The organism is Serratia proteamaculans (assembly GCF_949794035.1).
GTDB lineage: Bacteria > Pseudomonadota > Gammaproteobacteria > Enterobacterales > Enterobacteriaceae > Serratia > Serratia proteamaculans.
Map to the genome: position 1 here is coordinate 148417 of NZ_OX461105.1, position 22300 is coordinate 170716.

Consider the following 22300-nt stretch of genomic DNA (forward strand, 5'->3'; position numbering starts at 1 on the left):
CCTTTATCGATACAGAAATTGCGCTGATTATACCCGTTAAATCTCATCGGTGCTTTCTGCTACAATCCTCTTCCACGTTATAAATTCGAGCAATAAAGCGCCATGCGATTAAACCCCAGCCAACAACAAGCCGTCGAATTCGTTACCGGGCCCTGCCTGGTGCTGGCCGGTGCCGGTTCCGGCAAGACGCGCGTCATCACCAACAAAATCGCTCACCTGATCCACAACTGTGGTTATCAGGCGCGGCACATCGCCGCCGTGACCTTTACCAATAAGGCTGCGCGTGAGATGAAGGAGCGTGTGGCGCAAACCATGGGGCGCAAAGAAGCACGCGGGCTGTTGATTTCCACTTTCCACACGCTGGGGCTGGAGATCATCAAACGTGAATATGTTGCGCTGGGGATGAAGTCCAATTTCTCACTGTTCGACGACCAGGATCAGTTGGCACTGTTGAAAGAGCTGACCGAAAAATGGCTGGAGAATGATAAAACGCTGGTGGCGCAGCTGATTTCCACCATCTCCAACTGGAAGAATGACCTGGTCGATCCCCAGAAGGCGATGGAGCTGGCGCGTTCCGAACGCGACAAGTTGTTTGCCCATTGCTACGGTCTGTATCACGCGCATATGCGTGCCTGTAACGTGTTGGATTTCGACGATTTAATCCTGTTGCCGACTTTACTGCTGCAGCGCAATGAAGAAGTGCGTGAGCGCTGGCAAAACCGCATCCGCTACCTGTTGGTGGATGAATATCAGGATACCAACACCAGTCAGTACGAACTGGTGAAACTGTTGGTGGGCAACCGTGCGCGCTTTACCGTGGTCGGGGACGATGATCAGTCGATTTACTCCTGGCGTGGGGCGCGCCCACAGAACCTGGTGCTGTTGAAGGAAGACTTTCCGGCACTGCAGGTGATTAAGCTGGAGCAGAACTACCGTTCCAGCGAGCGTATCCTGAAGGCGGCGAATATCTTGATCGCCAATAACCCGCACGTGTTTGAAAAACGGCTGTTTTCCGAGCTGGGCTACGGCGAAGAGCTGAAAGTGGTGACCGCCAATAATGAGGATCACGAGGCCGAGCGCGTAGTAGGGGAACTGATTGCCCATCACTTCGTGAAGAAAACCAACTACGGCGATTATGCGATCCTCTATCGCGGCAACCATCAGTCGCGGCTGTTTGAAAAAATGCTGATGCAAAACCGCATCCCTTACAAAATCTCCGGCGGCACCTCGTTTTTCTCGCGGCCGGAAATCAAGGATCTGCTGGCCTATCTGCGCGTTCTGACCAACCAGGATGATGACAGCGCGTTCCTGCGTATCGTTAACACGCCAAAGCGTGAGATCGGCCCGGCGACGTTGCAAAAACTGGGTGAATGGGCAAACCAGCGTAACAAAAGCCTGTTCCGTGCCAGTTTCGATCTCGGCCTGAGCCAGCACCTGACTGGTCGCGGGTTAGAATCACTGCAGCGCTTCACTCACTGGCTGGACGGCATTGCCCAACTGGCGGAGCGTGAACCTATAGCCGCAGTGCGTGATCTGCTCCACGGCGTCGATTACGAAAGTTGGTTGTTTGAAACCTCACCCAGCCCGAAAGCCGCCGAAATGAGGATGAAAAACGTCAATACGCTGTTCGGCTGGATGACGGAAATGCTGGAAGGCAGCGAGCTGGATGAGCCGATGACGCTGACCCAGGTGGTAACCCGCTTTACCCTGCGTGATATGATGGAACGTGGTGAGAGCGATGAAGAACTGGACCAGGTTCAGTTGATGACATTGCATGCCTCCAAAGGGCTGGAGTTTCCCTATGTGTTCCTGGTGGGGATGGAGGAGGGGTTACTGCCGCATCAGAGCAGCATTGACGAGGATAACGTCGATGAAGAGCGGCGTCTGGCCTATGTGGGGATCACCCGTGCCCAAAAAGAGCTGATTTTCACCCTGTGTCGCGAACGTCGCCAGTATGGCGAGCTGGTACGGCCGGAACCGAGCCGTTTCTTGCTGGAGTTGCCGCAGGATGATCTGGCGTGGGAAAGTGAACGCAAAGTGGTTAGCCCGCAAGAACGGATGCAAAAAGGGCAGAGCCACCTGGCCAATATTCGTGCTCAGTTGGCCAAGGCGAAAGGCGAAGGTTAAAAGAAAGGGCGCTATTAGCGCCCTTGTCATATCAACGTTGTTCTTCCAGTATCAACGGCCAGTGAACGTAGCTTTGCCAATGACTTTCCTGATCCAGCGCCTCCGCCCGAAGCGGGTGCTGTTCCAGCCAACCTGGCGGCAGGATCACCGTCAACTCGTCATCATTGTTAGCGCGCAGACGTACCGCGGGCAGCGTGTCGTCGCGACGACGACTGGCAAAGATGATCGCCAGGCGTAAAAGTCGGCATAGACGTTGCGCCATACGCGGCGGCAGGGCGTTTTGCTGGCTCAGCAGCGGCAGATCGATAGTGTTGCTCTGATTTTGCAGCAGGGTGGCCAGCAGCTTTTTCTGTGCCGGGGTGAAACCGGGTAAATCCAGATGGCGAATCAGGTAGGCGGCGTGTTGCGGCGCTTGCTTGAAATCAACGCTGAGGCCAATTTCGTGGATCAGACAGGCGCTGTGCAATAACTCGCGACATCGCGCATCCAGTTGCCATTCATTGCTCACCTGCTGTGAGAAGTTGGCAGCCAACTGGCTGACGCGTTCGGCCTGCTCGGTATCCAACAGGTAACGCCGCTGCAGGTTGCGAATGGTGCGGCTGCGGATGTCCTGTTCAACCGGCAGATGCAGCATGCCATAGACCAGTCCTTCGCGCAGTGCGCCACCGGCCAGCATCATGCTTTCAATGCCCAGCTCCTGGAAAATTGCCAGCAGGATCGACAGCCCACTTGGAAACACCAGTGCGCGCTCCAGCGTCAGCCCTTCAATTTCCAACTCTTCCAGTTTGCCACACTGAATGGCGCGCTGTTTCAATTGGCGTAGCTTGGACAGGGTGATACGTTCATCCATGCCCTGCGCCACCATGATTTCCTGCAGTGCCTGAACGGTGCCGGAAGCGCCGACGCAGATTTGCCAGCCGTGTTGACGCAGCTGTGGCGCAATGGGACGCACCATTTCACGTGCTGCCTGTTCGGCCCGCTCGAAATTCTCCTGCCCCAAATTACGATCGCTGAAGAACCGTTCCAGCCAGGTGACACAGCCCATCGACAGGCTGTACAGCTGGGCCGCCTGCGCACCGGTGCCGGTGACCAGCTCGGTGCTGCCACCGCCGATATCGACCACTAAACGTTTGTCCGGCCCCCCGGTGGTATGGGCAACGCCGTGGTAGATCAGGCGCGCTTCTTCCTCGCCGCTGATCACCTGGATCGGGCAACCGAGGATCTGCTCGGCGGTCTGCAGGAATTCATCGGCATTGGATGCCAGACGCAGCGTGGCCGTGGCGACCACACGGATCTGTGCACGGGGAATGTCCTGCAGGCGTTCAGAGAACAGCTTCAGGCATTGCCAGCCGCGCTGCATGGCCTCATGCGAAAGGTGACTGTTCTGATCCAGCCCGGCGGCCAGACGCACTTTGCGCTTGATGCGCGCCAGGGTCTGAATACTGCCGGCCACCTCGCGTACCACCAACATATGGAAGCTGTTGGAGCCAAGGTCGATGGCGGCATAAAGTGCGCTGGAACTGAGCATTATCTATCAGCCTGAACGTTTACGGTTGCTGCGTGGCGCACCGCCACGACGTGGCGCGGAGTTACGGCGTGGGCCGTTGCCGCCGCGTGGGCGTGCCAGGCGTTTCGGCGCAGGCAGGTCACTCATTAACGCATCGCTGTTGTACTTGCTCACCGGAATGCTGTGACCGGTGTAGGTTTCGATCGCCGGCAGGTTGAGTGCGTACTCTTCACAAGCCAGGCTGATGGAATGACCGCTTTCGCCGGCACGACCGGTACGACCGATACGGTGAACGTAGTCTTCGCAGTCGTCAGGCAAGTCGTAGTTGAAGACGTGAGTCACCAACGGGATGTGCAGACCGCGGGCGGCGACGTCGGTGGCGACCAGAATATCGAGGTTGCCCTTGGTGAAGTCATCGAGGATACGCAGACGTTTTTTCTGTGCCACATCGCCGGTCAACAGGCCTACGCGGTGACCATCGGCAGCCAAATGGCCCCAAACGTCTTCACAGCGGTGCTTGGTGTTGGCGAAGATGATGCAGCGGTCTGGCCACTCTTCTTCGATCAGCGTCTGCAACAGGCGCATCTTTTCTTCGTTGGACGGGTAGAACAGTTCTTCTTTAATGCGGTGGCCGGTTTTTTGTTCCGGTTCCACTTCAACATATTCAGCGTTGTTCATCTGCTCGAAGGCCAGCTCGCGTACGCGGTAGGACAGGGTGGCAGAGAACAGCATGTTCAGGCGTTGATCGACCGCAGGCATGCGGCGGAACAACCAGCGGATGTCTTTAATAAAGCCCAGATCGTACATACGGTCGGCTTCATCCAGCACCACAACCTGGATCGCGCCCAGGTCGATATAGTTCTGTTTGGCGTAATCGATTAAACGGCCGGTAGTCCCCACCAGGATATCCACGCCGCTTTCCAGCACTTTCAGCTGTTTGTCGTAGCCATCGCCGCCGTACGCCAGACCCATTTTCAGGCCGGTGGATTGGGAGAGGGCTTCCGCATCGGAGTGGATCTGCACCGCGAGTTCACGCGTTGGCGCCATGATCAAGGCGCGCGGCTGGTTGATCTTGCGATCCTGTTTCGCCGGGTGAGAAAGCAAATAGTGAAAAGTAGACGCTAAAAATGCCAACGTCTTTCCGGTACCGGTTTGCGCCTGACCTGCAACGTCACGCCCAGAGAGCGTGAGCGGCAATGCTAACGCCTGGATAGGCGTGCAATATTGAAACCCTTTCTTTTCAAGGGCTTCAACGACTAACGGGTGCAGGGCGAAGTCGGAAAACTTCTGTTCGGTCAAGTGTGTTTTGCTCATAGTGTGGTAGAATATCAGCTAACTATTGCTTTACGAAAGCGTATCCGGTGAAATAAAGTCACCTTAGGTTGGTTAATGCTACACCAACAAGGTAGACACAATCCTTTGGAGTAGAACATGAGCGATAAAATTATTCACCTGACTGACGGCAGCTTCGACACCGACGTGCTGAAAGCTGAAGGGCCAATCCTGGTCGATTTCTGGGCTGAATGGTGTGGGCCGTGCAAGATGATTGCTCCGATTCTGGATGAGATTGCCGATGAGTTTGAAGGCAAGCTGACCATCACCAAGCTGAATATCGACCAGAACCCGGCAACCGCACCCAAGTACGGTATCCGTGGTATCCCTACGCTGTTGCTGTTCAAGAACGGTGAAGTGGCCGCGACCAAGGTTGGTGCGCTGTCCAAAGGTCAGCTCAAAGATTTCCTTAACGCGAATCTGTAATCGGGCGGGAAGCCCTATACCCACTGGATGTGACGCTACGGCCGAAAACGCCGCCGCGTGAGAGACAACGGGGATATACAGGCGTCTGGCGGGGATGTTCAATTCACCGCTAGACGCCTGCCAAGAAGCGTGTTAAGTTTAACCATACTGCATATAGAACTTGCCCGAAGTTGTAAATCTAAAGAGTCTAAATCTAAAGCTTTACTCTGTGTTGAACCGCTGGTTTTGAAAGAAAAAATGAACTCAGCCCGCGTTTTAGCAATCAAACAGTTTTGCAAAATCAATTTTAAGGTACCTTCGATCTTAAACCGTCAATGCGCGCGTCCTCTGTAAGCCATTTCTTACCGTGACAGCTCAGCGCCCGGTGGTCGAACGTCCAGTAAACAGGCACGAATATCCAATGGATTTCAAGGTGTGGCCAGTCGGCAACCGAACACATCTCCGCAGCTTAGTCCGCTAAGCCCAGAGGTGAGCAAGGCAAGCCAACGCAACCACTAGAAAGACCAAAGATATATCCCGCTGCCATACCATTCACGATATTAGTTCGAGACATACCCCGAGTTTAAGAACCCACCACTATGAATCTTACCGAATTAAAGAATACGCCGGTTTCTGAGCTGATTACTCTCGGCGAAAATATGGGGCTGGAAAACCTGGCCCGCATGCGCAAGCAGGACATTATCTTCTCTATCCTTAAGCAACATGCGAAAAGTGGAGAAGATATCTTCGGTGATGGCGTGTTGGAGATATTGCAGGATGGATTTGGTTTCCTCCGCTCTGGAGACAGTTCCTACCTTGCAGGCCCCGACGACATCTACGTATCCCCTAGCCAAATCCGCCGTTTTAACCTCCGTACAGGTGACTCCGTTTCCGGTAAGATTCGTCCGCCAAAAGAAGGCGAGCGCTACTTTGCCCTGTTGAAAGTTAACGAAGTTAACTACGACAAACCGGAAAACGCCCGTAGCAAGATCCTGTTCGAAAACTTAACCCCACTGCATGCCAACTCCCGTCTGCGGATGGAACGCGGTAACGGCTCAACCGAAGACCTGACGGCACGCGTGCTGGATCTGGCTTCGCCGATTGGTCGTGGCCAGCGTGGTTTGATTGTAGCGCCGCCGAAAGCCGGTAAAACCATGCTGCTGCAGAACATTGCGCAGAGCATTGCTTACAACCACCCAGACTGCGTGCTGATGGTGCTGCTGATCGACGAACGTCCGGAAGAAGTGACCGAGATGCAGCGTCTGGTGAAGGGCGAAGTTATCGCTTCTACCTTTGACGAACCGGCTTCTCGCCACGTTCAGGTTGCAGAAATGGTGATCGAGAAGGCCAAGCGCCTGGTTGAGCACAAGAAAGACGTGATCATCTTGCTTGACTCCATCACCCGTCTGGCACGTGCCTACAACACCGTAGTTCCGGCTTCCGGTAAAGTGTTGACCGGTGGTGTGGATGCTAACGCCCTGCATCGTCCAAAGCGTTTCTTCGGTGCGGCACGTAACGTTGAGGAAGGCGGCAGCCTGACCATCATCGCTACCGCGCTGGTTGATACCGGGTCGAAAATGGACGAGGTTATCTACGAAGAATTTAAAGGTACCGGCAACATGGAATTGCATCTGGCGCGTAAAATCGCCGAGAAGCGCGTATTCCCTGCGATCGACTACAACCGCTCTGGTACCCGTAAAGAAGAATTGCTCACCACTTCTGAAGAACTGCAGAAAATGTGGATCCTGCGTAAAATCATTCACCCGATGGGCGAGATTGATGCAATGGAATTCCTCATTAACAAGTTGGCCATGACTAAAACTAACGATGAATTCTTCGATATGATGAAGCGCTCATAATGACGATGCGCTCATAATTGAGTAAAAATTCAAAGAACGCCACGCCTAGTCGTGGCGTTTTTTGCTTTTGGCAGATACGATAAGTAACAGAAATGGAAACGTAAGTTATTTTCGTGACTTACTGAGAATTCATCTTATTTGCGGTCGGCGCTTCGTCGTTCGCGCATTGCTACTGTCGAAACAGCAGACAGAGACATTGGAATAAGAATGAATGGCTGTTGTCATAGGAAATGACTGAAAGGTAGCGGGATACCATGGCGCAACCTGTCGCCCGTGTTAAGCTGCCTTATCTTCTACAGAGATCTTGTTAACTGTGAACTTACTCACTATGAGTACTGAAATTCTATTTGTTTTCCTGTTTTCTTTGGCTTTTCTCTTTGTTGCCCGTAAAGCAGCAAAACGTATTGGTCTGGTTGATAAACCTAATTACCGCAAACGCCATCAGGGGCTGATCCCTCTGGTCGGGGGTATTTCTGTTTACGCCGGGCTGTGCTTCGCCTTCTTTATCTCTGACCAATCGATTGCGCATGGCAAACTCTACCTCGCTTGCGCGGGGATATTAGTGTTCGTTGGTGCTCTTGACGATCGTTTCGATATCAGCGTTAAAATTCGAGCGCTGGTTCAGGCTCTGGTCGGCATTGCGATGATGGTCTTCGCCGGGCTCTACCTGCGCAGTTTTGGCCATGTGTTGGGTGACTGGGAAATGCAGTTGGGGCCGTTCGGCTATCTGGTCACGTTATTTGCCGTGTGGGCTGCGATCAACGCCTTTAACATGGTAGATGGCATCGACGGTCTGCTGGGGGGGCTCTCGTGCGTGTCTTTTGGCGCGCTGGGCGTGTTGCTGTACCTGAGCGGCCATTCTGACCTGGCTTTCTGGTGCTTCGCGATGATTGCCGCCATCGTTCCTTATATCCTGCTTAACCTCGGCATTCTCGGTCGCCGGTATAAAGTGTTTATGGGGGATGCCGGCAGTACGCTGATCGGTTTCACCGCCATTTGGTTGCTGCTGCAAAGCTCGCAGGGTAAAGCGCATTCCATCAACCCTGTAACCGCACTGTGGATTATCGCTATTCCACTGATGGACATGATTGCGATCATGTACCGTCGTTTACGTAAAGGGATGAGCCCTTTCTCCCCAGATCGCCAACACATTCACCACCTGATTATGCGCGCGGGCTTTACGCCACGGCAGGCTTTCGTGTTGATTACCCTGGCGGCGGCACTGCTGGCGGCCATTGGCGTGCTCGGCGAACGTCTTACTTTTATCCCTGAGTGGGTAATGTTGGCATTATTCTTGCTTGCCTTCTTTTTATACGGTTACTGCATTAAGCGCGCCTGGCGTGTTGCACGTTACATTAAGCGTATCAAGCGCCGTCTGCGGCGTTCGAACGGCAATAAGCAAGTATCTTAACCAGAGGCTTTTGGGCAGTGATGAATCCAGAAACAATGTCTGACAAGAATATCCCGGCAGTGGATAACGAACTCGATATCCGCGGCCTGTGCTGCACCCTGTGGCGCGGTAAGCCATGGATTATCGGTATAGCGGCGTTATTTGCCGTGGTTGCGCTGATGGTTTCCTACCTGGTGAAACAGGAGTGGAGTGCGGCAGCAATTACCGATCGGCCAACAGTGAATGCGTTGGGGGGTTATTATTCCCAGCAGCAATTCCTGCGTAATCTGGATGTGCGGACGATGCCGGCCGCCAGCGCCGAGCAGCCGGGCATTGCTGACGAAGCCTATAATGAATTCATTATGCAGTTGGCAGCCTACGATACGCGTCGCGATTTCTGGCTGCAGAGCGATTATTACAAACAGCGCCAGGAAGGCGATGCCGCTGCCGATGCGGCATTGCTGGATGAACTGATTAACAACATTCAGTTTACTCCGCGCGATGATAAAAAAGTGCCGAACGACGGCGTGAAGCTGACGGCGGAAACGGCGGCAGATGCCAACCGTCTGTTACGTCAATACGTGGCGTTTGCCAGCCACCGTGCTGCTCAGCATCTGAACGAAGAGATCCAGGGCGCCTGGGCGGCCCGCACCACCTCGATGAAAGCGCAGGTCAAGCGCCAGGAAGCGGTGGCGGCGGCAGTGTATAAGCGTGAGTTGAACACCATTCAACAGGCGCTGAAAATTGCCGAGACGCAGGGCATCAGCCGGACTCAGACCGATACCCCGGCAGAACAACTGCCAGACTCTGACCTGTTCCTGCTGGGTAAACCTATGCTGCAGGCGCGTTTGGAAGGGCTGCAGGCTTCGGGACCGACCTTCGATCTGGATTATGATCAAAATCGTGCGATGCTGTCGACATTGAACGTCGGCCCGACGCTGGACGAGAAGTTTCAGACTTACCGCTATTTGCGGACCCCGGAAGAACCGGTAAAACGTGATAGCCCACGGCGGATATTCTGGTTGATCATGTGGGGCGCGATGGGCGCTTTGGTTGGCGCAGGTGTTGCCCTGGTGCGTCGGCCGCGTAATTAAAAATAATATAATAACTCGCTGATGGGCATGTAAGTGCCCAATTCGCAGGTACGCCTGCGGTTAACCGACCAAAAGAGATTCGCTGTGAAAGTGTTGACTGTTTTCGGCACCAGACCTGAAGCCATCAAAATGGCCCCGCTGGTACATGCCCTGGCTCAGGATGAAGCCTTTGAATCAAGAGTCTGCGTTACGGCACAGCATCGTGAGATGTTGGATCAGGTATTGCGGTTATTTGAGATAGTGCCTGATTACGACCTGAATATCATGAAGCCCGGTCAGGGATTGAGTGAGATCACCTGCCGTATTCTGGAGGGCCTGAAAGGCGTTCTTGAAGAGTTCAAACCGGACGTGGTACTGGTTCACGGTGATACCACTACCACGCTGGCGACCAGTTTGGCGGCGTTTTACCAGCGTATCCCGGTTGGGCACGTAGAGGCGGGTCTGCGCACCGGCGATCTTTACTCCCCGTGGCCGGAAGAGGCTAACCGCAAACTGACCGGTCATCTGGCGATGTATCATTTTGCCCCGACGGAAAACTCGCGTCAGAACCTGTTGCGCGAACTGCTGCCGGACGATCATATCTTCGTTACCGGCAACACGGTGATTGACGCGCTGTTCTGGGTTCGCGATCGGGTGATGGGTGATGCTGCATTGCATGACAGCCTGGCACAACGCTACCCGTTCCTGGATGCCAATAAAAAAATGATCCTGGTGACCGGCCACCGTCGTGAGAGCTTTGGCGGCGGGTTTGAGCGGATTTGCAGCGCGCTGGCAGAAATTGCCCGTTCGCATCCAGAGGTGCAGGTCGTGTACCCGGTGCATCTCAATCCCAACGTCAGCGAGCCGGTCAATCGCATTCTGAAAGGGATTGATAACATCATCCTGATCGACCCGCAGGATTACTTGCCCTTTGTCTACCTGATGGCTAACGCTTATATGATCCTGACCGACTCTGGTGGTATTCAGGAAGAAGCGCCGTCATTGGGCAAACCTGTGCTGGTGATGCGTGACACCACCGAACGACCGGAAGCGGTAGATTCGGGCACGGTGCGTCTGGTGGGAACCGACGTAGCCAAAATTGTTGATGCGGTTACCCGGTTGCTGACGGACGAAAACGAATATCACGCCATGAGCCGGGCGCATAACCCTTACGGTGACGGGCATGCCTGCCAGCGTATTCTCGAAGCTTTGAAGAATCATCAGGTGACACTATGAGTTTTAACACTATTTCGGTTATCGGCCTGGGTTATATCGGTCTGCCAACGGCGGCGGCGTTTGCCTCCCGCAAGAAAAAAGTGGTGGGCGTAGATGTTAACCAACATGCGGTGGATACCATTAACCGTGGCGCGATCCATATCGTAGAACCCGATCTGGATAAAGTGGTGAAAGACGCGGTCGACGGCGGCTACCTGCAGGCGGTGACCAAACCCCTGGCTGCGGATGCTTTCCTGATCGCGGTGCCAACGCCGTTTAAAGGCGACCATGAGCCGGACCTGGCCTATGTTGAAGCGGCGGCCAAATCACTGGCACCGGTGCTGAAAAAGGGCGACCTGGTCATTCTGGAGTCGACCTCTCCGGTGGGTGCCACCGAGCAGATGGCGCAGTGGCTGGCCGAGGCGCGTAGCGATCTCAGCTTCCCGCAGCAGGCGGGTGAAGCCGCAGATATCAATATTGCTTACTGCCCGGAGCGCGTGCTGCCAGGGCAGGTGATGGTTGAGCTAATTCAGAACGACCGCGTGATTGGTGGCATGACGCCAAAATGCTCAGAGCGTGCCAGCACGCTGTACAAGATTTTCCTCGAAGGCGAGTGTGTGATTACCAATTCACGCACTGCAGAGATGTGCAAACTGACCGAAAACAGCTTCCGCGATGTGAATATCGCCTTTGCCAATGAGCTGTCATTGATTTGCGCCGATCAGGGCATCAATGTCTGGGAACTGATCCGTTTGGCAAACCGCCATCCGCGGGTGAATATCCTGCAGCCTGGTCCTGGCGTTGGCGGCCACTGCATCGCGGTCGATCCTTGGTTTATCGTGTCACAGAACCCGCAGCAGGCGCGTTTGATCCATACTGCGCGCCTGGTGAATGATGGAAAACCTTTGTGGGTGGTTGACCGCGTCAAAGCGGCAGTGGCCGACTGTCTGGCCGCTACCGATAAACGCGCTTCAGAAGTGAAAATCGCCTGCTTTGGTCTGGCCTTCAAGCCAAATATCGACGATTTGCGTGAGAGCCCTGCGGTGGAAGTGGCGCATCTGATTGCCGATTGGCACGTGGGTGAAACCCTGGTGGTTGAGCCGAATGTGGAACAGTTGCCGAAATCGCTGGCTGGCCATGTGACGCTGAAAGCGCTGGCCGATGCACTGCAGCAGGCGGATGTGATCGTGATGCTGGTCGACCATAAGCAATTCAAGGCGATCAAGCCGGAAGAAATTACGCAATCCTGGGTCGTGGATACCAAAGGGGTATGGCGTTGAGACGTATTTTAGTCACTGGGGGCGCCGGTTTTATTGGCTCCGCGGTTGTGAGGCATATTATCGAAGCCACGCGGGACAGCGTCCTGGTGGTCGACAAACTCACCTATGCGGGCAATCTGGAGTCGCTCACGGTGATTGCCGATAACCCACGCTATTCGTTTGAGCAGGTGGATATCTGCGATCGCGCGGCGTTGGATCGTGTGTTTGCCGAGTATCAGCCGGACGTGATTATGCACCTGGCGGCAGAAAGCCATGTTGACCGTTCTATCGACGGCCCGGCGGCATTTATTGAAACCAACGTGGTAGGCACTTACACCATGTTGGAGGCGGCCCGCCATTATTGGCAGCCGCTGGATGCGAAGAAGAAGCAAGGCTTCCGCTTCCACCATATTTCTACCGACGAAGTGTATGGCGATCTGCACGGCACGGACGACTTGTTCACCGAAACCACGCCTTACTCGCCAAGCAGCCCGTATTCGGCCTCCAAGGCTTCCAGCGATCACCTGGTCCGCGCCTGGCTGCGTACCTACGGCCTGCCGACCCTGGTCACCAACTGTTCCAATAACTACGGCCCGTATCACTTCCCGGAGAAGCTTATTCCGCTGGTGATCCTCAATGCCGTTGCCGGTAAGCCATTGCCGGTGTATGGCGACGGGGCGCAGGTGCGTGATTGGCTGTATGTGGAAGACCACGCTCGTGCGCTGTACCAGGTGGTTACCGAAGGCGTGGTGGGGGAAACCTACAATATCGGCGGCCACAACGAGCGCAAGAATATTGAGGTGGTACAAACCATCTGCGATCTGCTGGAAGAGCTGGCACCAAACAAGCCGCAGGGCGTAGAGAAATACCGTGACCTGATTACTTACGTCAAGGATCGTCCGGGCCATGATATGCGCTACGCGATCGATGCCGGAAAAATTGACCGGGAGCTGGGTTGGCACCCGCAGGAAACCTTTGAAAGCGGCATCCGCAAAACGGTTTCCTGGTATCTGAACAATGAAACCTGGTGGCGTCGCGTACAGGACGGTTCCTATGCGGGTGAACGTTTAGGTTTATCCGACTAAATTTAGCGAGGTCGCTGCTAGGGTAGCGGCCCTGTGAGTCTGGAGTGAGTATGAAAGGTATTATTCTGGCGGGCGGTTCCGGCACGCGTTTACATCCGATTACCCGCGGCGTCTCCAAGCAGCTGTTACCTATTTACGACAAACCAATGATCTACTATCCGTTGTCGGTGCTGATGCTGGCGGGGATCCGCGATATTTTGATCATCTCTACTCCGGAAGATTTACCTTCGTTCAGACGCTTGTTGGGTAGCGGCGAAGAGTTTGGCATTAATCTCAGCTATGCCGAACAACCCAGCCCTGACGGCCTGGCGCAGGCGTTTCTGCTTGGCGAAGAGTTCCTGAACGGCGAACCAAGCTGCCTGGTGCTGGGCGATAATATTTATTTTGGTCAAGGGTTTAGTCCGAAACTGAAAACGGTTGCTGCCCGTACGCAAGGCGCCACCGTGTTTGGTTATCAGGTGATGGATCCTGAGCGCTTTGGCGTCGTGGAGTTTGACGATAATTTCCGTGCGCTGTCGATCGAAGAAAAGCCGAAAGAGCCTAAATCCAATTGGGCGGTGACCGGGCTGTATTTTTACGATAGCCAGGTGGTGGAGTTCGCCAAACAGGTCAAGCCTTCGGAGCGCGGCGAGTTGGAGATCACCAGCATTAACCAGATGTATCTGGAGCGTGGTGAACTGACGGTTGAACTGTTGGGACGTGGTTTCGCCTGGCTGGATACCGGTACTCATGACAGTCTGCTGGAAGCCAGCAGCTTTGTGCAGACGGTGGAAAAACGTCAGGGCTTCAAAATTGCCTGTCTGGAAGAGATTGCCTGGCGCAACGGCTGGCTGGACGATGATGGAGTTAAGCGCGCTGCCCAAGCGTTGCTGAAAACCGGTTATGGCAAGTACCTGCTGGATCTGCTGCATGCGCGTCCACGCCAGTATTGAGCCCTTAGCCTGGGAAACCGAGTTTTTCGCCCTTAACAGCGCCAAACTCAACTTTTCTACGCCTGCCCCGGTGCTCATCGAGGCCGATCTGGCCGCTTATACCTTGGTACAGGCTAAAATTCTTGCGCATCAAACGGCCTGGGCGGACGGCTTGGCCCGTTTGGGTTTCCAACTGGTAGAAGGCGAAGTCGATCTGGTGCTGAATATCGGCACGGAATGTGCATCCTCCCAGAGAGTGACTCCGCAGGCGATTCGTCCGGCGGTATCGGCTGATATCCCGATGCTGCGCGCGGCGGCAGCCAGCGTGTTCACCGCCAGCCGTTTCCGCGCCCCCTGGTATCACTCCCAGGATAGCGGCCGCTTTTATGCCGAATGGATAGAAAAGGCGGTATTGGGGACATTTGACCATCAGTGTCTGCTGGCACTGGACGATACTGGGCAGCCGGAAGGCTTCGTCAGCCTGCGTGAACTGGGTGGCCAGGAGGCCAGAATCGGCCTGTTGGCGGCGTTCCCCGGCGCGGCAGGCAAAGGAATAGGCTCGCGATTGATGGCGGCGGCCATTGCAGAGTGCCGGCAAGGGGCGTTGCAGCGTCTGCGGGTTGCGACTCAGTTCGGTAATATCGCCGCACTACGGCTCTATCAACGACAGGGTGCTGCTATTGAAAGCACCTCGTATTGGTTATACAGAGGAAGACATGATCCCATTTAACGCACCACCGGTTGTTGGCACTGAACTTGACTATATGCAGGCTGCGATGAGCAGTGGCAAGCTGTGTGGTGACGGTGGTTTTACCCGTCGTTGCCAGCAGTGGATGGAACAGCGCTTTGGCAGCCCGAAGGTGCTGTTGACGCCGTCCTGTACTGCCTCACTGGAGATGGCGGCGATCCTGCTGGATATTCAGCCGGGCGATGAAGTGATCATGCCAAGCTTCACCTTTGTTTCCACCGCCAATGCTTTTGTGCTGCGCGGCGCTACCGTGGTGTTTGTCGACCTGCGTCCGGACACCATGAACATCGATGAGAGCAAGATCGAAGCGGCTATCACCGATAAGACCCGTGCCATTGTGCCGGTGCATTACGCTGGCGTAGCCTGCGAAATGGACACCATCATGGCTCTGGCGGCAAAGTACAAGCTGTTCGTGGTGGAAGATGCTGCGCAGGGCGTGATGTCCACCTACAAGGGGAAGGCGCTCGGTACCATCGGTCATATTGGCTGCTTTAGCTTCCACGAAACCAAAAACTACACCGCAGGCGGTGAGGGCGGTGCCACGCTGATTAACGATCCGGCGTTGATTGACCGGGCGGAAGTCATTCGGGAGAAAGGCACCAACCGCAGCCAGTTCTTCCGCGGCCAGGTGGACAAGTACACCTGGCGTGATATCGGTTCCAGCTATCTGATGTCAGATTTGCAGGCCGCTTATCTGTGGGGCCAACTGGAAGCGGCCGAAGCTATCAACCAACGCCGTCTGAAGCTGTGGCAACAGTACTATGACAGCTTGCAGCCGTTAGCCGAGGCGGGCCGCATTGTGCTGCCGACCATCCCGGCGGACTGTGTGCAAAACGCTCACATGTTCTATATCAAATTGCGCGATGTTGAAGACCGTACGGCGTTTATCGATTACATGAAAGAAGCCGAGATCATGACGGTGTTCCATTACATTCCGCTGCACGATTGCCCGGCGGGCGATCGTTTCGGCCGCTTTGCCGGTGAAGATCGCTTCACCAGCCAAGAGAGCGCACGTCTGGTCCGTTTGCCATTGTTCTACAATATGACTGATATCACTCAGCGCACGGTGATCAATACCATTCTCAGCTTCTTCGCCTGATATGTCGCTGGCAAAAGCATCGATTTGGACCGCCGGTTCCACGCTGATCAAGATTGGCGTGGGACTGTTGGTGGTGAAACTGCTGGCGGTGGCGTTTGGCCCCAGCGGGGTTGGGCAGGCGGGTAACTTCCGCCAGTTGATTACCGTGCTGGGCGTGCTGTCCGGTGCCGGGATTTTTAATGGCATCACTAAGTACGTTGCCGAATACCATCAGGATCCGCAGCGGTTGAAACTGGCCGTCGGCACGGCGTCAACTATCGTGCTGGGCTTTTCCACGCTGTTGGCGCTGGTGTTCTTGTTCGCGGCAGAACCGATCAGTATCGGGCTGTTCGGCCATGCTGATTATGTTGGCGTGGTGCGGGCGGTGGCCTTTATTCAGATGGGCATTGCCTACGCCAACCTGTTTATGGCGGTGCTGAAGGGCTACCGCGACGCGATGGGCAATGCGCTGGCGGTGATTGGCGGCAGCCTGATTGGCGTGGTGGCCTACTACCTGTGCTTTAAGCTGGGTGGCTATGAAGGTGCGCTGGCGGGGTTGGCGTTAGTACCGGCATTAGTGGTGTTGCCCGCCGGCTTTATGCTGTGGCGGCGCAAAACCCTGCCGCTGAGCTATCTGGCGCTGGCATGGGACAAGGCGCTGGCCAGCCATCTCGGCAAGTTCACCATCATGGCGCTGATCACTTCAGTGACGCTGCCGGTGGCCTATGTGATGATGCGTAACCTGCTGGCCCGTGATTACGGTTGGGATGAGGTGGGGATTTGGCAGGGCGTCAGCAGCATTTCCGACGCGTACCTACAGTTTATCACCGCTTCCTTTACCGTCTATTTGCTGCCGACGCTGTCGCGGTTGAAGGAAAAAAGTGCCATCTCTCAGGAGATTGTGCGCTCGCTGAAATTTGTGCTGCCTGCGGTGGCGGCGGCAAGTTTCACCGTCTGGCTGCTACGCGATTTCGCCATCTGGCTGCTGTTCACGGACAAGTTCGTCGCAATGCGCGATCTGTTCGCCTGGCAACTGGTGGGGGATGTGCTGAAGGTCGGTGCCTATGTGTTTGGTTACCTGGTTATCGCCAAGGCGTCGCTGCGTTTTTATATCCTGACCGAAGTCAGCCAGTTCCTGCTGTTGACGCTGTTCTCGCATTGGTTAATCCCCTTGCACGGCGCGCTGGGTGCGGCACAGGCTTACATGGCAACCTACATTGTGTATTTCACGCTCTGTAGCTGCGTATTTATTCTTTATCGTAGACGAGTATGACTACACTGATTCACGTATTGGGATCTGACATCCCGCATCACAATCAGACGGTGCTGCGTTTCTTCAACGACGTGTTGGCGAAGCGCCTGCCGTCCGATCAGACACGCCATTTCATGGTGGCCGCCAAAGATGCCGCCGCCTTGGGGCCGCTCCCTGAACTGAACATTGAATATCATCCGGATAAGAAAAGCCTGGCGATGGCGGTGATTGCCCGTGCCCAGGCCGATCGCAAGACGCGTTTCTTCCTGCACGGTCAGTTTAACCCGACGCTGTGGTTGGCATTGCTGAGCGGTAAAATCAAAGCCCAGCAGGTGAGCTGGCATATCTGGGGCGCCGATTTGTATGAAAACGCCACCAGTTGGAAATTCCGCCTGTTCTATTTGCTGCGCCGTATTGCACAGGGGCGGGTGGGGCACGTATTCGCGACCCGTGGCGATGTGATCCACTACCAGCAGCGACATGCCCGCGTACCGGCCTCCCTGCTGTATTTCCCGACGCGGATGGATCCGGCATTGACCGGTGTCAGCGTAGAGAAAAATCTGGCCGGGCCGATGACCATTCTGGTGGGGAACTCCGGCGATCGCACCAACCGCCACGTTGAGGCACTGAAAGCGATTCACCAGCAGTTTGGCCCAGATGTGCGCGTGATCCTGCCGATGGGCTATCCGGCTAATAACGACGCTTACATTGAACAGGTCCGCGCTGCCGGGCTGGCGCTGTTCAGCGCCAAGAACCTGCAGGTACTGACGCAGCAGGTGGCGTTCGACGACTACCTGAATATCCTGCGCGAGTGCGACCTCGGCTACTTTATCTTTAACCGTCAGCAGGGGATTGGCACGCTGTGTCTGCTGATCCAGTTTGGTGTGCCGTTCGTGCTGAGCCGACAGAACCCGTTCTGGCAGGATCTGGCGGAGCAGCACTTGCCGGTGTTGTTCTATGGTGATTCGCTGGATGAGGCGGTAGTGCGTGAAGCGCAACGCCAGCTGGCGTCCGTCGATAAGCAGGCGATTGCCTTCTTTAATCCCAACTACGTTGATGGCTGGCAACAGGCATTAACCCTGGCGGCAGGGGATAATTCATGACGCTGGCGCAATTTGGCGGGTTATTCGTCGTCTACCTGATCGGTGCGTTGTTTGTTCTGACGTTGACCTACCAGGAGTTTCGGCGCGTCCGCTTTAATTTCAACGTCTTCTTTTCGCTGCTGTATTTGCTGACGTTTTACTTCGGCTTCCCGCTAACCTGCCTGTTGGTGTTTCAGTTTGACGTTGAGGTGGTGCCGGTAGAATTCTTGTTGTACGCCATCCTCTCGGCTACCGCGTTTTATGCGATTTACTACGTAAGCTATAAAACCCGGCTGCGAAAGCGTAGCGTGCAGCCGCGTAAACCGGTATTCAGCATGAACCGGGTTGAAACCCATCTGACCTGGATCCTGCTGGCATTGGTGGCGATGGTTACCGTCGGCATTTTCTTCCTGCAAAACGGCTTCCTGCTGTTCAAACTCAATTCTTACAGCCAGATCTTCTCCAGTGACGTGGCTGGCGTAGCGCTCAAGCGGTTCTTCTATTTCTTCATTCCGGCGATGCTGGTGGTGTATTTCCTGAAGCAAGATCTGCGAGCCTGGTTCTTTTTCCTGGCAGCGACGGTGGCTTTTGGCATCCTCACTTATGTGATTGTCGGCGGCACCCGCGCCAACATCATTATTGCCTTCTCACTGTTCCTGTTTATCGGCATTGTACGCGGCTGGATCTCGCTGTGGATGTTGGTGGCCGCGGGCGTGTTCGGTATTGTCGGCATGTTCTGGCTGGCGTTAAAGCGCTATAGCCTGGACGTCAGTGGCCCCGAAGCGTTTTATACCTTTCTTTATCTGACGCGAGACACCTTCTCGCCGTGGGAAAACCTGGCGTTATTGCTGCAAAACTACGACAAGATTGATTTCCAGGGGCTGGCGCCGATAGTGCGTGATTTCTACGTGTTCATTCCAGCCTGGCTGTGGCCGGGCCGACCGGACACGGTGTTGAACACCGCTAACTACTTCACCTGGGAAGTCCTGAATAACCATTCCGGCCTGGCCATTTCACCGACGCTGATTGGTTCGCTGGTGGTGATGGGCGGCGCGTTGTTCATTCCTGTTGGCGCGGTGCTGGTGGGGATGATCATCAAATGGTTCGACTGGCTGTATGAAATGGGCAAAAGCGAGTCGAACCCTTATAAAGCCGCCATATTGCAGGGTTTCTGCTTTGGTGCGGTATTCAATATCATCGTATTGGCGCGAGAAGGGGTGGATTCGTTTGTCTCGCGGGTGGTGTTCTTCTGCCTCATTTTCGGCGCCTGTTTGCTGATGGCAAAATTGCTGTATTGGCTGTTTGATACTGCCGGATTGATTAAGGTGCGGGTGCTGCGTTCGCGAACGCTGAGTCGTCCTGCTTCATCCGTGCAGGCCGACGGCCTTTTGTAAGGGTAATAACAAGATGGAAGCAAAAATCTCGGTGCCCAAATACGAGCTGCGCGGTTTCAGCCTGTGGGGATTTCGCGATATGGCGCAGTGCATGGATTTTCTGTTCGACGGTGGCCACGTAAAGCGAGGCACGCTGGTCGCCATGAACGCCGAAAAAATTCTGACGGCGGAACAGGATACTGAGCTGCATGCCTTGCTGGATGAGGCCGAGTACAAGTATGCCGACGGTATCAGCATGGTACGGTCAATTCGCCGGAAATATCCGGGAGCCGATGTGTCACGCGTAGCCGGAGCCGATCTGTGGGAAGCGCTGATGCAACGCGCCGGGCGTGAGGGTACGCCAGTATTTCTGATTGGCGGCAAGCCGTCGGTGCTGGCAGAAACCGAACAGAAGCTGCGCAGCCAGTGGAATGTGAATTTGGTCGGTAGCCAGGACGGTTATTTCAAGCCGGAACAGCGTGAGTCGCTGTTTGAGCGTATCCGCGCCAGCGGTGCCGCCATAGTGACGGTTGCCATGGGGTCACCGAAACAGGAAATCCTGATGCGTGACTGTCGCAAGGTACACCCCCAGGCGTTGTATATGGGCGTAGGCGGGACCTACGACGTGTTCACCGGGCACGTGAAGCGTGCACCCAAGGTTTGGCAGAACCTCGGCCTGGAGTGGCTCTATCGGCTGCTCAGCCAGCCGAGCCGCATCGGGCGCCAACTGCGGTTGCTGAAATTCGTGAGTTACTATTATCGCGGCAAGATGTGATGAAGGTGCCGGGGCGGATTATTCTGTCCCGGCGCAACAAGTTGTTCAAATAACCTGCTTTGTGGCCAATTTTCCAACATTCTATAACCTCAGCCGCTAAACCCCCTTGTGTTTATTCCATAAAGTTTTAACTTGCGGTTTGCTTATAGCGGCAAAATGCGAAACGATACCGCCCTGAAATTACCCCCAGCTGTTGGCGCCTGATACGGTCGCGCTGAACGACGTTTTTCTCGCCGTAAGATAGCCCCATCACAAGTTGATGACCGCCAACGCGGCGGGAGATGATTTACGCTATTTTTCATTAAAACAATAACGACCGGTAACGGCCGGCATGCAGACACAATCAAAAGAATATTATCGAGGATTTATGCCACACACTGAAAAACCGCAAGGACTACACCGGGGGCTGGAAGCCCGGCATATCGAGCTGATTGCTCTGGGCGGCACCATTGGTGTCGGCCTGTTTATGGGCTCGGCCAGTACGCTGAAATGGGCGGGGCCGTCGGTGTTATTGGCTTATATCATCGCCGGGCTGTTCGTGTTCTTTATTATGCGTTCGATGGGCGAGATGCTGTTCCTGGAGCCGGTCGCGGGCTCCTTTGCTGTTTATGCACATAAATATATGAGTCCGTACTTTGGCTACCTGACTGCCTGGGGCTATTGGTTTATGTGGATTGCCGTCGGGATCTCGGAAATTACCGCCATTGGGGTCTACGTGCAGTTCTGGTTCCCGGAGATCCCGCAGTGGCTACCGGCGCTGATCGCCGTAGCGATGGTGGCGTTGGCTAATGTGGCGGCGGTACGCCTGTACGGCGAGCTGGAGTTTTGGTTTGCCATGATCAAGGTGACCACCATTATTGTGATGATTTTGGTGGGGCTGGGGGTGATCTTGTTTGGTTTTGGTAACGGGGGGCAGCCTATCGGTTTTGCCAACCTGACCGAACACGGTGGTTTCTTTGCCGGTGGCTGGAAGGGTTTCCTGTTTGCGTTGTGTATTGTCGTGGCATCCTATCAGGGGGTTGAACTGGTCGGTATTACCGCCGGTGAGGCCAAGAACCCGCAGGTCACGCTGAAACGCGCAATTAATAATATCCTGTGGCGCATCCTGATCTTCTACGTCGGCGCCATTTTTGTCATTGTCACCATCTTCCCATGGAACGGTATTGGCACCGCCGGCAGTCCGTTCGTGCTGACCTTTGCCAAAATCGGCATCGTTGCCGCCGCCGGTATCATTAACTTTGTGGTGCTGACCGCCGCACTCTCTGGCTGCAACAGCGGCATGTATAGCGGGGGGCGTATGCTGTACGCGTTGGCCAAGAACCGTCAATTGCCCGCCTCGCTGACCCGACTGTCTGCCAGCGGCGTGCCGGTGAACTGTATTGCCGTGACCATCGCCTGTTTGCTGGTCGGTTCCTGCTTGAATTATCTGATCCCCAATCCGCAGGCGGTGTTCGTCTACGTTTACAGTGCCAGCGTGCTGCCGGGCATGGTGCCGTGGTTTGTGGTGCTTATCAGCCAGCTGTATTTCCGCCGCGCCCATAAGGAAGCGATCAAAACCCACAGCTTTAAGTCAATTATGTTCCCCTATGTGAACTATCTGACCATCGCTTTCCTGGTCTGCGTGCTGATCGGCATGGGAATTAACCCGGATACGCGTATTTCTCTGCTGGTCGGGGCAATATTCTTAGCAGCAGTCAGTCTGTGCTACTTTGCTTTCGGTATGCACAAGAAACATCATCCGGCTGAAAAACGGACAGAAACCCAGCAATAACCGGTCAAAAGGGGCTACGGAGAGCCCTTTCCTGCGCGGGAGTGAGCAAAGCGTAATC

18 protein-coding genes are annotated in these 22300 nt (G+C 55.0%); 16 read left to right on the forward strand and 2 right to left on the reverse strand.

Features of this window, described 5'->3' with window-relative positions; genetic code table 11:
* Positions 1–102: 102 nt before the first annotated feature.
* Positions 103–2127: a DNA helicase Rep gene (gene rep, locus QOT07_RS00650; protein WP_207978594.1), complete on the forward strand. Its 2025-nt coding sequence runs from the start codon at positions 103–105 to the stop codon at positions 2125–2127.
* Between the two features lie 31 nt (positions 2128–2158).
* Here rep and ppx read toward each other — a convergent pair whose 3' ends face one another.
* Both ppx and rhlB read right to left on the reverse strand, forming a co-directional pair.
* Entirely contained in the window at positions 2159–3655 is a 1497-nt protein-coding gene (gene ppx / locus QOT07_RS00655; protein ID WP_099062196.1) for an exopolyphosphatase, read from the reverse strand.
* A 6-nt stretch (positions 3656–3661) separates the two neighbouring features.
* Positions 3662–4948: an ATP-dependent RNA helicase RhlB gene (gene rhlB / locus QOT07_RS00660; protein ID WP_099062195.1), complete on the reverse strand. Its 1287-nt coding sequence runs from the start codon at positions 4946–4948 to the stop codon at positions 3662–3664.
* A 117-nt stretch (positions 4949–5065) separates the two neighbouring features.
* Between rhlB and trxA the strand changes: the two genes are divergently transcribed.
* The 15 genes from trxA (at position 5066) to thrP (ending at position 22242) form a co-directional block, all read left to right on the forward strand.
* Positions 5066–5392 carry a thioredoxin TrxA gene (gene trxA / locus QOT07_RS00665; RefSeq protein WP_037422813.1) on the forward strand — a complete coding sequence of 109 codons (327 nt, stop codon included), beginning with the start codon at positions 5066–5068 and terminating at the stop codon, positions 5390–5392.
* Positions 5393–5970: 578 nt separating this feature from the next.
* The gene (rho, locus tag QOT07_RS00670; protein ID WP_004950874.1) at positions 5971–7230 is read left to right on the forward strand and encodes a transcription termination factor Rho; all 1260 of its coding nucleotides are present in this window, start codon (positions 5971–5973) and stop codon (positions 7228–7230) included.
* 313 nt (positions 7231–7543) lie between these two features.
* Positions 7544–8641 carry a UDP-N-acetylglucosamine--undecaprenyl-phosphate N-acetylglucosaminephosphotransferase gene (wecA, locus tag QOT07_RS00675; RefSeq protein WP_099062194.1) on the forward strand — a complete coding sequence of 366 codons (1098 nt, stop codon included), beginning with the start codon at positions 7544–7546 and terminating at the stop codon, positions 8639–8641.
* Positions 8642–8661: 20 nt separating this feature from the next.
* The gene (wzzE, locus tag QOT07_RS00680) at positions 8662–9714 is read left to right on the forward strand and encodes an ECA polysaccharide chain length modulation protein (RefSeq protein WP_099062193.1); all 1053 of its coding nucleotides are present in this window, start codon (positions 8662–8664) and stop codon (positions 9712–9714) included.
* 84 nt (positions 9715–9798) lie between these two features.
* A complete protein-coding gene (wecB, locus tag QOT07_RS00685; protein WP_176979954.1) occupies positions 9799–10929 on the forward strand; it encodes a non-hydrolyzing UDP-N-acetylglucosamine 2-epimerase in 1131 nt (376 codons plus the stop codon).
* Complete coding sequence (gene wecC / locus QOT07_RS00690; RefSeq protein WP_219015089.1) at positions 10926–12188, forward strand: UDP-N-acetyl-D-mannosamine dehydrogenase; 1263 nt, start codon at positions 10926–10928, stop codon at positions 12186–12188. The genes wecB and wecC overlap by 4 nt, the downstream gene beginning before the upstream one ends.
* Positions 12179–13252, forward strand: a complete 1074-nt coding sequence (rffG, locus tag QOT07_RS00695; RefSeq protein WP_261428197.1) for a dTDP-glucose 4,6-dehydratase — start codon at positions 12179–12181, stop codon at positions 13250–13252. Before wecC ends, rffG begins: the two co-directional genes overlap by 10 nt.
* A 50-nt stretch (positions 13253–13302) precedes the next feature.
* Positions 13303–14184 carry a glucose-1-phosphate thymidylyltransferase RfbA gene (gene rfbA / locus QOT07_RS00700; protein WP_085115768.1) on the forward strand — a complete coding sequence of 294 codons (882 nt, stop codon included), beginning with the start codon at positions 13303–13305 and terminating at the stop codon, positions 14182–14184.
* Positions 14162–14893, forward strand: a complete 732-nt coding sequence (rffC, locus tag QOT07_RS00705; protein ID WP_283602411.1) for a dTDP-4-amino-4,6-dideoxy-D-galactose acyltransferase — start codon at positions 14162–14164, stop codon at positions 14891–14893. The genes rfbA and rffC overlap by 23 nt, the downstream gene beginning before the upstream one ends.
* A complete protein-coding gene (gene rffA, locus QOT07_RS00710) occupies positions 14880–16010 on the forward strand; it encodes a dTDP-4-amino-4,6-dideoxygalactose transaminase (protein WP_261428195.1) in 1131 nt (376 codons plus the stop codon). Before rffC ends, rffA begins: the two co-directional genes overlap by 14 nt.
* A gap of 1 nt (position 16011) precedes the next feature.
* On the forward strand, positions 16012–17262 hold the full coding sequence (gene wzxE, locus QOT07_RS00715; RefSeq protein WP_261259638.1) for a lipid III flippase WzxE: 1251 nt from the start codon (positions 16012–16014) through the stop codon (positions 17260–17262).
* Entirely contained in the window at positions 17259–18344 is a 1086-nt protein-coding gene (locus tag QOT07_RS00720) for a TDP-N-acetylfucosamine:lipid II N-acetylfucosaminyltransferase (RefSeq protein ID WP_283602412.1), read from the forward strand. The genes wzxE and QOT07_RS00720 overlap by 4 nt, the downstream gene beginning before the upstream one ends.
* Complete coding sequence (wzyE, locus tag QOT07_RS00725; protein ID WP_283602413.1) at positions 18341–19717, forward strand: ECA oligosaccharide polymerase; 1377 nt, start codon at positions 18341–18343, stop codon at positions 19715–19717. The genes QOT07_RS00720 and wzyE overlap by 4 nt, the downstream gene beginning before the upstream one ends.
* Before the next feature lie 13 nt (positions 19718–19730).
* Positions 19731–20471 (forward strand): lipopolysaccharide N-acetylmannosaminouronosyltransferase, encoded by a 741-nt coding sequence (gene wecG, locus QOT07_RS00730; protein ID WP_099062184.1) that lies wholly within the window; start codon positions 19731–19733, stop codon positions 20469–20471.
* Between the two features lie 367 nt (positions 20472–20838).
* The gene (thrP, locus tag QOT07_RS00735; RefSeq protein WP_099062183.1) at positions 20839–22242 is read left to right on the forward strand and encodes a bifunctional threonine/serine APC transporter ThrP; all 1404 of its coding nucleotides are present in this window, start codon (positions 20839–20841) and stop codon (positions 22240–22242) included.
* Positions 22243–22300: the final 58 nt, after the last annotated feature.

Bases quoted from the DNA above. Each gene is read 5' to 3' on its own strand.
- wzxE (WP_261259638.1), top strand. From the start codon at position 16,012: ATGTCGCTGGCAAAAGCATCGATTTGGACCGCCGGTTCCACGCTGATC.
- trxA (WP_037422813.1), top strand. From the start codon at position 5,066: ATGAGCGATAAAATTATTCACCTGACTGACGGCAGCTTCGACACCGAC.
- rffG (WP_261428197.1), top strand. From the start codon at position 12,179: ATGGCGTTGAGACGTATTTTAGTCACTGGGGGCGCCGGTTTTATTGGC.
- rfbA (WP_085115768.1), top strand. From the start codon at position 13,303: ATGAAAGGTATTATTCTGGCGGGCGGTTCCGGCACGCGTTTACATCCG.
- ppx (WP_099062196.1), bottom strand. From the start codon at position 3,655: ATGCTCAGTTCCAGCGCACTTTATGCCGCCATCGACCTTGGCTCCAAC.
- rep (WP_207978594.1), top strand. From the start codon at position 103: ATGCGATTAAACCCCAGCCAACAACAAGCCGTCGAATTCGTTACCGGG.
- rffA (WP_261428195.1), top strand. From the start codon at position 14,880: ATGATCCCATTTAACGCACCACCGGTTGTTGGCACTGAACTTGACTAT.
- rhlB (WP_099062195.1), bottom strand. From the start codon at position 4,948: ATGAGCAAAACACACTTGACCGAACAGAAGTTTTCCGACTTCGCCCTG.
- wecG (WP_099062184.1), top strand. From the start codon at position 19,731: ATGGAAGCAAAAATCTCGGTGCCCAAATACGAGCTGCGCGGTTTCAGC.
- thrP (WP_099062183.1), top strand. From the start codon at position 20,839: ATGCCACACACTGAAAAACCGCAAGGACTACACCGGGGGCTGGAAGCC.
- wzyE (WP_283602413.1), top strand. From the start codon at position 18,341: ATGACGCTGGCGCAATTTGGCGGGTTATTCGTCGTCTACCTGATCGGT.
- wzzE (WP_099062193.1), top strand. From the start codon at position 8,662: ATGAATCCAGAAACAATGTCTGACAAGAATATCCCGGCAGTGGATAAC.
- rffC (WP_283602411.1), top strand. From the start codon at position 14,162: ATGCGCGTCCACGCCAGTATTGAGCCCTTAGCCTGGGAAACCGAGTTT.
- rho (WP_004950874.1), top strand. From the start codon at position 5,971: ATGAATCTTACCGAATTAAAGAATACGCCGGTTTCTGAGCTGATTACT.
- QOT07_RS00720 (WP_283602412.1), top strand. From the start codon at position 17,259: ATGACTACACTGATTCACGTATTGGGATCTGACATCCCGCATCACAAT.
- wecC (WP_219015089.1), top strand. From the start codon at position 10,926: ATGAGTTTTAACACTATTTCGGTTATCGGCCTGGGTTATATCGGTCTG.